The 12,636-nt window shown below is 33.6% G+C and carries 15 protein-coding genes; 8 read left to right on the forward strand and 7 right to left on the reverse strand.

The window, feature by feature from the left end; all coding sequences use genetic code 11:
* The first annotated feature begins 74 nt into the window (after window positions 1-74).
* From BMZ09_RS03500 to BMZ09_RS03520, 5 genes are read left to right on the forward strand one after another with little or no spacing between them, the layout of a single operon-like run.
* A complete protein-coding gene (locus BMZ09_RS03500) occupies window positions 75-1,160 on the forward strand; it encodes an amidohydrolase family protein (RefSeq protein WP_090838321.1) in 1,086 nt (361 codons plus the stop codon).
* Window positions 1,160-1,801 carry an O-methyltransferase gene (locus tag BMZ09_RS03505; RefSeq protein ID WP_090837545.1) on the forward strand — a complete coding sequence of 214 codons (642 nt, stop codon included), beginning with the start codon at window positions 1,160-1,162 and terminating at the stop codon, window positions 1,799-1,801. The genes BMZ09_RS03500 and BMZ09_RS03505 overlap by 1 nt, the downstream gene beginning before the upstream one ends.
* An 8-nt stretch (window positions 1,802-1,809) precedes the next feature.
* A complete protein-coding gene (locus BMZ09_RS03510; RefSeq protein WP_090837547.1) occupies window positions 1,810-2,589 on the forward strand; it encodes a HipA family kinase in 780 nt (259 codons plus the stop codon).
* Window positions 2,579-2,986 (forward strand): DUF3037 domain-containing protein, encoded by a 408-nt coding sequence (locus tag BMZ09_RS03515; protein ID WP_090837549.1) that lies wholly within the window; start codon window positions 2,579-2,581, stop codon window positions 2,984-2,986. Before BMZ09_RS03510 ends, BMZ09_RS03515 begins: the two co-directional genes overlap by 11 nt.
* Window positions 2,987-3,001: 15 nt before the next feature.
* Window positions 3,002-3,436, forward strand: a complete 435-nt coding sequence (locus tag BMZ09_RS03520) for a hypothetical protein (protein WP_090837551.1) — start codon at window positions 3,002-3,004, stop codon at window positions 3,434-3,436.
* A gap of 30 nt (window positions 3,437-3,466) precedes the next feature.
* Here the strand turns inward: BMZ09_RS03520 and BMZ09_RS03525 are convergent, their stop codons facing one another.
* Entirely contained in the window at window positions 3,467-4,507 is a 1,041-nt protein-coding gene (locus tag BMZ09_RS03525; RefSeq protein ID WP_090837553.1) for a flavin-containing monooxygenase, read from the reverse strand.
* A 216-nt stretch (window positions 4,508-4,723) separates the two neighbouring features.
* Between BMZ09_RS03525 and BMZ09_RS03530 the strand changes: the two genes are divergently transcribed.
* A complete protein-coding gene (locus tag BMZ09_RS03530) occupies window positions 4,724-5,254 on the forward strand; it encodes a DUF421 domain-containing protein (RefSeq protein ID WP_090837554.1) in 531 nt (176 codons plus the stop codon).
* Window positions 5,255-5,320: 66 nt separating this feature from the next.
* Here the strand turns inward: BMZ09_RS03530 and BMZ09_RS03535 are convergent, their stop codons facing one another.
* On the reverse strand, window positions 5,321-6,835 hold the full coding sequence (locus BMZ09_RS03535) for a S8 family peptidase (protein WP_090837557.1): 1,515 nt from the start codon (window positions 6,833-6,835) through the stop codon (window positions 5,321-5,323).
* A 297-nt stretch (window positions 6,836-7,132) separates the two neighbouring features.
* A complete protein-coding gene (locus BMZ09_RS03540; protein ID WP_090837559.1) occupies window positions 7,133-7,420 on the reverse strand; it encodes a Sec-independent protein translocase subunit TatA/TatB in 288 nt (95 codons plus the stop codon).
* 106 nt (window positions 7,421-7,526) lie between these two features.
* Between BMZ09_RS03540 and BMZ09_RS03545 the strand changes: the two genes are divergently transcribed.
* Window positions 7,527-9,287: an aromatic amino acid hydroxylase gene (locus BMZ09_RS03545; RefSeq protein WP_090837561.1), complete on the forward strand. Its 1,761-nt coding sequence runs from the start codon at window positions 7,527-7,529 to the stop codon at window positions 9,285-9,287.
* A gap of 1 nt (window position 9,288) precedes the next feature.
* Here BMZ09_RS03545 and BMZ09_RS03550 read toward each other — a convergent pair whose 3' ends face one another.
* Entirely contained in the window at window positions 9,289-10,041 is a 753-nt protein-coding gene (locus BMZ09_RS03550; RefSeq protein WP_090837563.1) for an enoyl-CoA hydratase/isomerase family protein, read from the reverse strand.
* Between the two features lie 88 nt (window positions 10,042-10,129).
* On the opposite strand from BMZ09_RS03550, the gene BMZ09_RS03555 reads away from it, so the two are divergent.
* The gene (locus tag BMZ09_RS03555) at window positions 10,130-10,435 is read left to right on the forward strand and encodes a rhodanese-like domain-containing protein (protein ID WP_090837565.1); all 306 of its coding nucleotides are present in this window, start codon (window positions 10,130-10,132) and stop codon (window positions 10,433-10,435) included.
* Here BMZ09_RS03555 and BMZ09_RS03560 read toward each other — a convergent pair.
* The 3 genes from BMZ09_RS03560 to BMZ09_RS03570 form a co-directional block, all read right to left on the reverse strand.
* Complete coding sequence (locus tag BMZ09_RS03560) at window positions 10,430-11,041, reverse strand: DUF4230 domain-containing protein (RefSeq protein ID WP_090837567.1); 612 nt, start codon at window positions 11,039-11,041, stop codon at window positions 10,430-10,432. The genes BMZ09_RS03555 and BMZ09_RS03560 overlap by 6 nt on opposite strands.
* A gap of 250 nt (window positions 11,042-11,291) precedes the next feature.
* Window positions 11,292-12,239 (reverse strand): GSCFA domain-containing protein, encoded by a 948-nt coding sequence (locus tag BMZ09_RS03565; protein WP_090837569.1) that lies wholly within the window; start codon window positions 12,237-12,239, stop codon window positions 11,292-11,294.
* A complete protein-coding gene (locus BMZ09_RS03570) occupies window positions 12,236-12,601 on the reverse strand; it encodes a peptidoglycan-binding domain-containing protein (protein WP_090837571.1) in 366 nt (121 codons plus the stop codon). The genes BMZ09_RS03565 and BMZ09_RS03570 overlap by 4 nt, the downstream gene beginning before the upstream one ends.
* Window positions 12,602-12,636: the final 35 nt, after the last annotated feature.

A 12,636-nucleotide genomic window follows, 5' to 3' on the forward strand; every position in this document is an offset into this window, starting at 1 on the left:
CAAGCAAAAAATGAATAGAATAAATAATTTAAGACAAAGATTGCCACGTCTTAAGACTCGCAATGACAAAACATATGGAAAAACGCAAACTTAGAATTAACGGTCACTCACACCTATTGCCATATCCTGAGGAAATCCCTCAGTTTATGCAGGACAAAGAAATTTTTTGGGTCGATAAAGACCGAAAATTTATGCTTCAAAAAGATTGGAACAGACCAATTACAGATTCTAGTTTCTTTTTAGATGAAAAACTAGCTTGGATGGAACGTTTTAAAATTGACCATGCAGTTGTTTTAAATTTATCGCAATTATACGGTAACGGTTTGCGTGTGGAAGAAATGAAGCAAGCGCTTAAATTTCAGAACGATTTTAATGCCAAAGTACAACGTGAAAACCCAAGTAAATTTACTTGCGGTTTTGTAGTACATCCTGGTTTTGTTAGAGGAGCCTGTTGGGAAATAGAACGTTGTGTGGAAGAATTAGACTTACGTTTATTATGCCTTCCAACCCATTACATGGATACTATTGGAACTTGGCGTTGCATTTTTGATGAAGAAAACGAGCCTATTTTTGAAATGGCTAACAAGTATAATCTAGCTGTAGAAATACACCCGTATGATGGTGAAAAGTTTATAAAACTAGAAAACACCTCTTGGCGTTTTCATTTAATATGGATGTTAGCACAATGTGCCGATGCTTACCACTTTTTAACTTTAAATGGTTATCAAGATAAGTACCCAAATATGAGAACTTGTTTTGCGCATGGTGGACAATTAGCACAAATAAACTTAGGACGACGTATTCAAGGTTTTGATGGTAGACCCGATTTATTCGAAGGTAAAAGTCACCCAAGAAAAGCGGTTGGACATAAAAATATCTTTTTTGACACTTTAGTACACGATACTGGTGGATTAGATTTGTTATTAAAAAACCAAGGTTCTAAACAGGTTTTAATGGGACTAGATGACCCTTACCCTTTAGGGGAAATGGAAAGCGAAAAACAAAGTTCTTACCCCGGAAAAATTTTAGATTTAGCTATCGAACGTAAAATTATTACAGAAACAGAACGTGATGCTATTTGGGAGGATAACGTGATCCAATGGTTATGTGGAGATGACCAAGCAGCTAAAGATAAACTTGTTAAACGTATTTTAGGATAATGTATTTTTTACCAGAAAAATTAGACGACTACGTTGTTGCTCACAGTCAAGATGAGCCCAAGCTATTACAACAATTAACTAGAGAAACGTATCAAAAAATATTACAGCCAATTATGTTGTCTGGACCTTACCAAGGTCGCGTACTAAGCATGATTTCTAAACTAATTAAACCTAAATCTGTTTTAGAATTAGGTACTTTTACCGGATATGCAACCCTGTGTTTAGCTGAAGGCTTACATCCTGAAGGCGAAATACATACTATTGATGTTAATGAAGAATTAGAAGATTTTCAGCGTAAATATTTTGATAAATCTGGTTACGGAACACAAATACATCAACACTTAGGAAGTGCAATAGATATATTACCAACATTAGATAAAACCTTTGATTTGGTGTTTATTGATGCAGATAAGCCTAACTACGTTAATTACTTTCATTTAATTATTGACAAACTAAATCCAGGAGGCATCATACTTTCTGATAATGTATTATGGCATGGAAAAGTGATTGAATCTGTAGATCCAAAAGACGTTTCTACTAATGTTGTTTTAGAGTTTAATACACTCTTAAAAAAAGATCCAAGAATCGAAACCGTTTTATTACCTATTAGAGATGGTTTAACTATTAGCCGAAAAATATAATATTACTAATGACTAAATTAGATATAAGAACCGTTGATGTTACACAATACATCACACCTCTAAGAGAAGGTGGTTCTTTACCTGCTATTGTAAAAGCAGATGACGACTTTTTATACGTGCTAAAATTTAGAGGTGCTGGTCAAGGAAAAAAAGCATTGATTGCCGAATTTATTGGTGGCGAATTAGCACGCGCTATTGGCTTAAAAGTACCCGAATTGGTCTTTATGAATTTAGATGATTCGTTTAGTAAAATGGAACCCGATGAAGAAATACAAGACTTACTTAAGTTTAGCGTCGGTTTAAACCTAGGACTACATTATTTAAGCGGTAGTATAACCTTTGATCCATTGGCGTCTGTTGCAGATGCTAAAACAGCTTCTAAAGTCGTTTTATTAGACAGTATCATTAGTAATATAGATCGAACTTCTAAAAACCCGAACATTCTAAATTGGAATAAGGAATTATGGGTAATAGATAATGGTGCTAGTTTTTATTTTCATCATAATTGGGACACGTGGAAAAACCATTTAATAAGAACATTTCCATTAATAAAAGACCACGTGCTTTTAAGTCGCGCTACAGATTTGGAAAATGCTTCAAAAGAAATAATTAAAGCTTTAGATAAAACCACTATTAAAAACATTATCAATACTATTCCAGAGGATTGGTTGATTAATGAAGGTGACAGCTTAACACCATCAGAAATACGAGACGCGTATACAGATTATCTAGACGCCAAACTGGCTATGATAGACTCACTAGTTAAAGAAGCTCAAGATGCAAGATAAAGTTACTTTTGAATACGCGATTATTAGGCTTGTCCCTAAAGTAGAACGTGAAGAGTTTTTTAATATCGGTGTTATTTTATACTCTAAACGCAGAAAATTTGTTGGTGTAAAATATAAAATCAGCGATGCTAAGTTAAAAGCCTTTGCCTGCAACTTAGACTTAGAAGCTTTAAATAGCTATCTAAAATCATGGGAACTAATTTGTAAAGGAGATCCTTCTGCTGGGGTTATTGGTCAATTTGAAGTATCTGATAGATTCAGATGGCTAGCAGCCGCAAGAAGTACTATTATACAAAGTTCTAAAACACATGCTGGATTAACAGAAGATCCAGAAAAAGAACTAGAATCTATTTTTAAATCTTATGTTTTGTGTGAAGAGACAGATGCTTTAATCTAATTAAACAACATTGTAATGACAGAAGACAAGCCAAAAAAGAAAAGTAATATTATTGGAATAACAGTAGGCGTTATCGCCTTTCTTATTTCATTTTATGCTGTTAAACAACTTTTTAAAAAAGATATAGCTACTGAATTAAAAAATGTAGCTATAGAAATGAATAAATCAACACCCATAGCAATTGATCAGTATACAAGATTAGACAGTGCATCATCTAAAGGAAAAACCAATTTTATATATCATTACACGCTTTTAGATATGACAAAATCTGAAGTCAACATGGACACAGCTAATAAGTACATAAGACCCAACATCATCGAAAGCGTAAAAAACAGCCCTGAATTACAAACATACAGAGATAATAACATCACTTTAGATTACAAGTATTACGATAAGAATGGTGCTTTTACTATGGAGATTTCTGTAACACCAGAGCTTTATAATAAATAAGACTTCCCTTTTTAAAAGCTATTTTTACTCTTATTTATTACTCATAACACCAGCCAAATAACTAGCATCTTTAGATACACCACCTAACGTTGCGGATCCACGTGTAAACATCCATGGTAAACCTATAAAGTATAAGCCATCAATATTACTAACGCCTCTATAGTTTTTAGGATAACTATTAGCATCCAGTTCTAAACCTTGAATCCATTTAAAATTAGGTCGATATCCTGTTGCCCAAATCACATTTTTAATAGTCGATTTTTTTTCTTTTTCAAAAAAGATATCGTCATTTAATGCATCTTTTGTGCGTCCTACAGGTATGACATTTTCTCGAGACAAAATTTCTTTTACATCCGTACCAATAACAGGTTGTGTTGAAGAGTTAATTTTTTTACCAACCCAACTATATTTACTATAACTTAAAAAGCCAACGACAGTAAACCACCACCATAGTGTTTTACCTAAAAAGTTTTGAGGTAATGATTTTACACTAGTATCTCCAGAAAAATAAACAGTCCTAGAGCTGTCTTTAGAAATCTCGTTTAATATTTGATAACCAGAATCCCCACCTCCTACAACTAAAGCATCACCTTGTTGCAATTGCTTAACACCTTTATAGTAGTTGCTATGCATTTGTAATGTACTATCGGATATTTTTGTGTGACAAGGCGGTGTATAAGGAATATGAAATGGACCTGTAGCAACCACTACATTTTTAGCCTCAATTTCGCCATCTTTATGCTGTACATGGAACCCTTTTGCTGTTTTAGTAACAGCAGTCACTAATGTATTTAATTGCATAGGAATCTCAAATGCAGTAACGTAAGTCTTAAAATAATTAGCAACCTCAACCTTTGTTGGATAATGCCCTTTAGGCGCCTCAAATTTTAAACCTGGTAAATGATTGTATTCTGTTGGAGTGAATAATTTTAAAGAATCCCAACGGTTTAACCAGGACGCACCAACTTCTGCCTCACCGTCTAAAACTATAAAATTGACGTTCATTTGTTTTAAATGATAAGCCATAGCTAATCCTGCTTGTGCACCTCCAATGACTACATAATCCAACATCTTATCCTGTATTTTAATTCTTTGCGAAAGTAAAAACAATATATTGGTTAAAGCATTAAACAGCACACCAACCTTAATAAATTTATAAATAATCTCACTAAAATTAAGCTATTATATGCACAGATGACTTTTAACAACATTTAACTAAAATTTCTTATTACAATTAATTTTTCCGAATTTTAAGCTAGTAAAATAACACTAATTAAAAAGTAAATAATGGATTGGATATACTCTTTAAATGACCCTTTATGGGAAACAGTTGCAGGTAGCCTTATACTATTTGTAGTAATTATTATATTAACTAGAATTATAGGCTTAAGATCGTTTGCTAAATTTACAGCTTATGACTTTGCGTTTACTATTGCTATTGGTAGTATAATTTCTTCAACTTTAACATCAAGCACATCCGTTATTCATGGGAGTGTCGCAATTTCTGGCCTACTATTTTTAACCTACATTTTTTCTACATTACAAAAAAAGTTTCCTAGTTTCAGTTCTATAATTTCTAACAAACCTTTATTATTAATGAAAGGTGAAACAATTTTACATGACAATTTAAAACATGCTAGAATTCAAAAATCGCAATTAATAGCCAAACTCAGAGAAGCTAATGTTTTAAATTTTAATCAAATTGAAGCAGTTGTTTTAGAATCTACAGGGGATATATCTGTATTACACAAGTCATCTGACGCAAGTGACACAAAATTAAGCGATGTCATATTAGAAGATGTCAGAGAAAGACCTTGATAAAAATCAACATAAAAAAAAGCCTCTCATAAAACGAGAGGCTTTTTACATTAACACTTATAATTTTTATTGTACTGCTTGTAAAGCATCAATATTACCATATCCAAAACTTGAATTTTTATTAGGATAAAACTCTGAAGACTGCTTTAATTTAGTTAACACTTGAGCTCTAGACCATGTTGGGTGCTTAGACCAAACTAATGCAGCAATACCAGCTGTTGTTGCTGTTGCTACAGATGATCCTCCTGTGTAACTTCTATCTCCGTTGTAAAACCCTAATACCGGAGGTGCTTTACTAGTGTTGTTATCACCTTCCATTATGATAGTAAAATCTATTTTACTTCCGCTATGACACACCTCACATCTATCGTAATATGGTCCATCATCTACACCTGTTACCGCAACAGTCTCACTCATAGTTGCAGGAAAAATAACCCCGTAACCGTTTGTAAAACTAGTAGACGTCCCACCTGCTGCAAAAATTAATTTACCTTTACTGTAAGCATATCTAACCGCATCTTTTATATTTCCGATAGACCATAAATACCCTATAGACATTGATATAATTTTTACATCACTTCTATTTCCTAACTGGGTTAATGCGCTAGATACTCCTTTACGCTCATGATAGTCATTAAGTAATACATCTTCTGTTGCTCTGTACGCTACTAAATTTGCATTATAAGCAACACCAACAGGCATTCCGTTATCGTTACGTGGCGCTGCTATTGTTGATGCCATAGCTGTACCATGTCCACATTTATCATGTATACCATCATAGTTATTTGACCACCACCAATTAGAGTCGATAAATGTTCCATATTTTTGAACAAAACGCCCATTTGAATACCCATCATTAATTCCTGACGAATTTAATAAAGGCTGAGAAGCAGACACTCCTGTATCTATCAGACCAATAGTTATCCCTGCTCCTGTACTTTGACTCCAAGCTTGTGGGATATTGTGTTTGTAAAAATGCCAAGGCACTTGCGCATTATTTGGCGCTATAGTCGTGTAATGTGCAGCATTAATTGTGTCTGCATTTTTATCGCATCCAGAGCTTGAACGCCCATTATTTACGGTTTCGTATTGGTTATATCCGTTTGGCTCCAAATATCTAACACCATCAGTTTGTAATAATTGTTTAATAGTCTCAAAGTTTGCAACTTGTACATCTACGACATTTATAATATCGTGTTCAAACATTGTTTTTTCGTCTTTTTTATAATCTTCATTATCCTCTACCAATTGTATAATATTAGATAATGTTGCTTTTAAGCGTTCTGATTTAACCTCAGCAAAACTTTCGTTTTCTTCTCCGTAACCAATGGTTAAAATATTATTACCTCTAACTACTGCACTCCACAATGTATGTGGTGTGACATCTTTCCAGTCAAAAGTACCTGTTTCTGTAAGGCTTTGATTAATTAAGGCATTTATTTCAGGAACGGTTAACGCGGATTTTTGACTGTAGTCTATTGTTGCGTCTTCCGGAGCATCTAATGCGTCTTCTTTTTGACACGCATTAAATACTGTCAAAGCTATCAGAAGGACTGATAGTTTTAGTAATGGTCTTTTCATTTTGTATATGGTTTAAGGTTGATGCTTAAATATATACATTTTTCTTAAAAAAAAGTTAATTTGGTTATCAATTTACCTATTAAACATCTTTTAAAGTAGTAAAATCTTAGTGACAAGTTGTTTTTATTTTGCGTTAGCGGTAGAAATGGCATCCTTTTTTTTAAACTAAATAGCACTAGCTGTGGTAAATTATATTTAAATGGACACTTAAAATACTATTGAGAATATCCTAAAAAAAGATATAATGGATGACGCGACCCTTGTGGTAACGCCCCTATAATTGATTCGGAAATTGGATTATAGTTTGCGACGTACAGATCCGGTAAACTCCTCTAGATCGTCTTTAACTTTTTTAAGTTCTTCGTTTACACCATCTGTTATGCTTGTATCCAAACCGTTACGTTCTGCAGATTTAGTGATTTCGGTTTTGATATCATTAGTGGCATCTTTAAGTTGACGCATACCTTTACCTAATCCCTTGGCAATATCCGGAACATTTTTAGCGCCAAACACCATAACAACGATTAGCAGGATGAAAAATATTTCTCCTCCGCTTATAAATAAAAATGTTGTTAATTTAACCATGCTACAAATATACTAAGTTGTTTTGATTGTTTGAATAAACTACTGTTTTTTTTAAGAGTCTTTTAGTACGATTTTTGTATTTTTACGTCAAGTGAAACACAAAGCTATGGAGTTTAAAAATATTGAGTCTAATCCAATTTTAGATCGTTTACCGAAGCATTTAAGACAGTTTATTAAACCTCAGGATTATGAGGATTATTCTGCTATTGACCAAGCGGTTTGGCGTTATGCTATGCGTAAAAATGTAGATTATCTTAGTCAAGTGGCCCATAGCACTTACATAGAAGGTTTACAGCAAACAGGAATTAGCGTAGATGCTATCCCAAATATGTATGGGATGAATCGTATTTTAAAGGCTATTGGCTGGGCTGCTGTTGCTGTGGATGGTTTTATACCTCCTAATGCTTTTATGGAGTTTCAGGCTTATAATGTATTGGTAATTGCTAGTGATATTAGACAATTGGAACATATTGAATACACACCTGCTCCGGATATTATACATGAAGGTGCTGGTCATGCTCCAATTATTGCAAATCCAGAGTATGCTGAGTACTTAAGACGTTTTGGTGAAATTGGTTGTAAAGCCATCAGTTCTGCCAAAGATTACGAATTATACGAAGCTGTGCGACACTTATCTATTATTAAGGAAGCGCCTAATACACCACAAGATCAAATTGATTTAGCTGAAAAAGCGGTTGAAGATTTACAAAATAATATGGGTGAACCAAGTGAGATGGCTTTAATAAGAAACTTACATTGGTGGACGGTTGAATATGGTTTGATTGGAACCATTGAAAACCCTAAAATTTATGGTGCTGGTTTATTATCGTCTATTGGAGAGAGCGCTTGGTGTATGACGGATAAGGTTAAAAAATTGCCTTACACAATAGACTCTACTTTTCAGAATTTTGACATTACAAAACCACAGCCACAATTATATGTCACTCCGGATTTTGCACACCTTAGTTTGGTGTTAGAGTCTTTTGCTAATACTATGGCGCTGCGTACCGGTGGACCAAGTGCTATTAAAAAATTAATACACAGTCAGGCATTAGGAACAATAGAGCTTAGTACAGGTTTACAAATATCTGGTGTGTTTACTAATATGATTGAACATAATGGTAAGGTCAGTTACATCCAAACCACTGGAAAAACAGCCTTAGCCAACCGTGATAAAGAATTGGTTGGACATAGCACTTTAGAACATGCGGATGGTTTTGGATCTCCTATCGGGAAATTAAAAGGTATTAATTTAGCTATTGAAGACATGTCGCCACGTGATTTACGTGCTTATGATATTTATGAAGGTGAAACCGTTACTTTAGAGTTTGAAAACGACATTATTGTTACCGGAGAGATTATTACTGGTACAAGAAACCTACAGGGTAAAATTATCTTGATTAGCTTTAAAAACTGTACGGTAACGCATAAAGACACGATCTTATTTGACCCTACTTGGGGACTTTATGATATGGCTGTTGGTAAAGAAGTACTTTCTGGTTATTCTGGTCCTGCAGACTTACATAGTTTTGATTTAATTACACATAAAGTAAGCAGCACGACAATACATGTTAAGCATTCTGCTGAAAAGTTAGAATTAATTGACCTTTACAAACAAGTCCGTGATTATCGCGAAGGGACAAACCCAACTATTTCTAGAACTAAGGTGTTAGAACAATTAGTAAATCGTTTTCCTATGGATTGGTTATTACCAATCGAGTTATTTGAACTGGCTAAAAAAGGTAATGAAAACGAGCTTTGCAATAGTATTTTAGGGCATCTTGAAACTATCAAGCAAAACAGACCAGAGGTTGGACATTTGATTGATGATGGTGTTAAGATTGCTAGTCAAGAAATTGCGGTATAGATTAACTATAACTCTTTAATTTTTGTTTAGTAAAGTCGCTTAGGACCAATTTACCACTAATTTCGGCACGCTCAATAAGCAAGACGCTCCACTCGTTAGTGTCTTGCCAAAGCACTCTTTTAAGTTCTAATAGCGCCTCAGGATTATACGATGCTAATTTGGTAGCTAAAGCTAAGACTGCATCATCTAAAGCCTCTACAGTGTCAAACACATCTGCGTACAAGCCTTTTTGTTTTGCATAATCTGCTGTGTAAAATGTTTCCGCGTCAATTGTCATTTGAGAAAAAGCAGTTTGCCCAATTTTTCTGGTTACTGCCGGCTCTATTACAAATGGGCCGATGCCTATACTAATTTCTGATAATTTTATAGCTGCAAATTTTGTTGCCAAACAATAGTCCGTTGCACTTGCCAATCCAACACCACCTCCAACAGCTTTACCTTGTACACGACCAATAATTAGTTTTGGGCATTTACGCATAGCATTAATCACATTAGCAAATCCAGAGAAAAAGCGTTTCCCTTCTTCCAAATTATTAATAGCAACCAACTCTGTAAAACTTGCTCCAGCACAAAACGTACGTGCTCCACCACTTTTTAAAACAACAACCCTAATATCATCATTTTTACCAGCGTCTTTAATAGCTAATTCCAATTGTTTTAAGATCGGGCTTGGCATTGCGTTATGTTCTGGTGTAAAAAACGTAATATACCCTACGTTATTCTCTATGGTTTGTTTGACGTATGCTTGAGACATGTAATCCTTATTTTTTATAGTTGAATATAGACAAATTTAAGACTTTTAAATCTTCTAAATTTATTAACTTTGAAGGAAACATTATACTATGGGATTTTTCAGTTTTCTTTTTGGGAATAAAACCAACAAAATAAAAGAATTTACAGATAGAGGCGCTATTATTTTAGATGTGCGCTCTAAAGCAGAATATGATTCTGGCGCTATTCCAGGCTCAAAACATATTCCGTTACAGCAAGTCCAAGCCAAAATTAATCAGATAAAACAATGGGACAAACCTGTTATTACTTGTTGTGCAAGTGGTATGCGCTCTGGTAGTGCTGCAGCTATTTTACGCAGTAATGGTGTCGAGGTTATGAATGGTGGTGGCTGGCAAAGCCTATCGGGAAAATTATAGTTTTAATATTTCCAATCGGTCTTCGTTATCAATCTTACTGTCATTATACTGTAACGTCCACCCTAAACTATTGGTTAAAATATAAAATTTAGACAGCTCACTTACTAACCTGTTTTTAGCATTTATACGCAAGTTAGACGCCTCTACTTTTTTACGGATTCGTGCGGTTACCGTTTCCTGTATTTTATTATAGTCGTCATGATTAAAAGCATTAAGGTAACCACTTTCTACATCGTAATATTCTAATTTAGGATAGATTTTTAATTCCTCCTTAGGGATTTTAGTAATCTTCAACACCTTATTTACACTATCTATTTGGTATTCGATCTTACTTAAATCGTAACCAACGGTTACCTCAGCATTTACTATAACTAACGCTTGCTTATCTGATGTTAAGTTAGCAAATAATGCTTTGGAGCTTTTATAACTGTATGCATCACTAAAATAGCCTTCAGTCACTATTAGCTTACCAACATTATTAATTTGTTTTTGTATTAAAGCAGAGTGCTCTCTAATAACAGTTCTGTCTGCACTACCTTCTGTACATTTTTTTAAAACAAACGACAGAACAAATGCTATTACTATACCAATAATTATTTTTCGCATATAATAAAAGTACTATTAGATTTTGAATTTATCTACAACGTGAAGTTAAAAATTTTAGAAAAGAAAAAAACACCAAAACAAAAACTACAGAAGCAGATTATTGATTTGGTGTTTAATTGAAATATATGATTAATAGCTCGATAAAAGTAGCGCTACTTTACGTTAAAATATTTTTTATTCGTTAAACCGGATATTAATCTGTTGTAAACATCATTTGTACTAAATCGCTTACATATCAATAGGTTGCGAATCATTCGAATTTAATATAAGGTAATCGACGAACTAAACTTTCTTGTTTATTTTGTAATTGTTCTCTAAATTTTAGATGTGCTTCAGAGTTAGGATTAAATGGTTTATGCTGTATTCCTTTTTGTACAACATCGACTTCTGTCATAATTTTTTCTGCAGAATCGGCAATCCAAACATCATTAAAGCGTTGCCAAATATAATCGACTGCTAATGGACTTGGATGAATAAAATCTTGATTATAAAAACGGTAATCCCTCAGCTCGTCCATCATAATTTCATAAGATGGAAAATAATGCGATTGACTGCCCAGAACTTTATGAATAGCTGTTATTAAATGTGATTTACTTTGTGTGTTCTCCACAAAACCATCCTTAATGTGTCTTACAGGAGATACTGTAAAAATAAAATTAACCGTAGGATTAACTTTTTTAACCTCCGTTATAATAGCTTGAAGTGCAGCCACGATAACATCCACACCTAATATTTGTTTTTGAAATTGCTGCTGCGGAATTTTATGACAATTGGCAACTATTTTATTAGTCTTTATATAACGATAAATCCATGCTGTACCTAAAGTGATAACCACATGAGAACTTTGCTTTAAATAATGACCCGTTTTTTGAGACGCCGCATTAAGCTGATGTAATAATAAACTTTTTGTATGTTGACTTAATTTTGAATGTGCATCAAAACTATGAAACTGCTCGTTGTTAAGAAATACATCCGTATCCGCATATTTCTTCCCACTTAATGCATTAATAACCAAATTATGAATAGCCACAGGATGAAATAAAATACCAAACGGATTAACATAATGCTGAAACTTGAAATACTCAAATTTTTCACCAATGTTTTCCGCAAAACAAGACCCCAATAAAAACACTTTCGAGTTATAGCTTATTAGATTACTTTCTTGCTTTTGTAATGGTATTTTGGTTTGAAGATTCAATTAGATCTTTGTTTTTTTAAACATTTTCTTTTCAGCTTTTTTTCTGTTTTAAACAAAATATAAGGGTACTTACCTAAACCGACATCAAAATTAAACTGTTCTAATTGCTTTTTAGTTTCATCATCCAAAATACCTGTCTCACTCAAGTTATAACCTAAGTAATTTAATTGTTTTTGGATTTGCAAAACTTGTGCTTTTGAAGGTGACAAAACTGTTTTCACCCATTTTGTATTGCCCTCTAAATCTACAGATTCGCAAAACACATAACCATTATCAAACGTATCAAAACTAATCGACTGGCTTACTTGACAAAACAACATACAAGGAAAAAAAACTAAAAGTAACAACCAACGCTTTTTCATAAATTATTTCTTTTAGTTCCTTTACTTGTTTATTA

It is taken from the genome of Olleya namhaensis, from assembly GCF_900114005.1.
Lineage (GTDB): Bacteria > Bacteroidota > Bacteroidia > Flavobacteriales > Flavobacteriaceae > Olleya > Olleya namhaensis.

What these genes read in the sequence shown, in the direction of transcription:
- BMZ09_RS03500 (WP_090838321.1), top strand. Translation starts at nt 75, where the DNA reads ATGGAAAAACGCAAACTTAGAATTAACGGTCACTCACACCTATTGCCA.
- BMZ09_RS03505 (WP_090837545.1), top strand. Translation starts at nt 1,160, where the DNA reads ATGTATTTTTTACCAGAAAAATTAGACGACTACGTTGTTGCTCACAGT.
- BMZ09_RS03510 (WP_090837547.1), top strand. Translation starts at nt 1,810, where the DNA reads ATGACTAAATTAGATATAAGAACCGTTGATGTTACACAATACATCACA.
- BMZ09_RS03515 (WP_090837549.1), top strand. Translation starts at nt 2,579, where the DNA reads ATGCAAGATAAAGTTACTTTTGAATACGCGATTATTAGGCTTGTCCCT.
- BMZ09_RS03520 (WP_090837551.1), top strand. Translation starts at nt 3,002, where the DNA reads ATGACAGAAGACAAGCCAAAAAAGAAAAGTAATATTATTGGAATAACA.
- BMZ09_RS03525 (WP_090837553.1), bottom strand. Translation starts at nt 4,507, where the DNA reads ATGTTGGATTATGTAGTCATTGGAGGTGCACAAGCAGGATTAGCTATG.
- BMZ09_RS03530 (WP_090837554.1), top strand. Translation starts at nt 4,724, where the DNA reads ATGGATTGGATATACTCTTTAAATGACCCTTTATGGGAAACAGTTGCA.
- BMZ09_RS03535 (WP_090837557.1), bottom strand. Translation starts at nt 6,835, where the DNA reads ATGAAAAGACCATTACTAAAACTATCAGTCCTTCTGATAGCTTTGACA.
- BMZ09_RS03540 (WP_090837559.1), bottom strand. Translation starts at nt 7,420, where the DNA reads ATGGTTAAATTAACAACATTTTTATTTATAAGCGGAGGAGAAATATTT.
- BMZ09_RS03545 (WP_090837561.1), top strand. Translation starts at nt 7,527, where the DNA reads ATGGAGTTTAAAAATATTGAGTCTAATCCAATTTTAGATCGTTTACCG.
- BMZ09_RS03550 (WP_090837563.1), bottom strand. Translation starts at nt 10,041, where the DNA reads ATGTCTCAAGCATACGTCAAACAAACCATAGAGAATAACGTAGGGTAT.
- BMZ09_RS03555 (WP_090837565.1), top strand. Translation starts at nt 10,130, where the DNA reads ATGGGATTTTTCAGTTTTCTTTTTGGGAATAAAACCAACAAAATAAAA.
- BMZ09_RS03560 (WP_090837567.1), bottom strand. Translation starts at nt 11,041, where the DNA reads ATGCGAAAAATAATTATTGGTATAGTAATAGCATTTGTTCTGTCGTTT.
- BMZ09_RS03570 (WP_090837571.1), bottom strand. Translation starts at nt 12,601, where the DNA reads ATGAAAAAGCGTTGGTTGTTACTTTTAGTTTTTTTTCCTTGTATGTTG.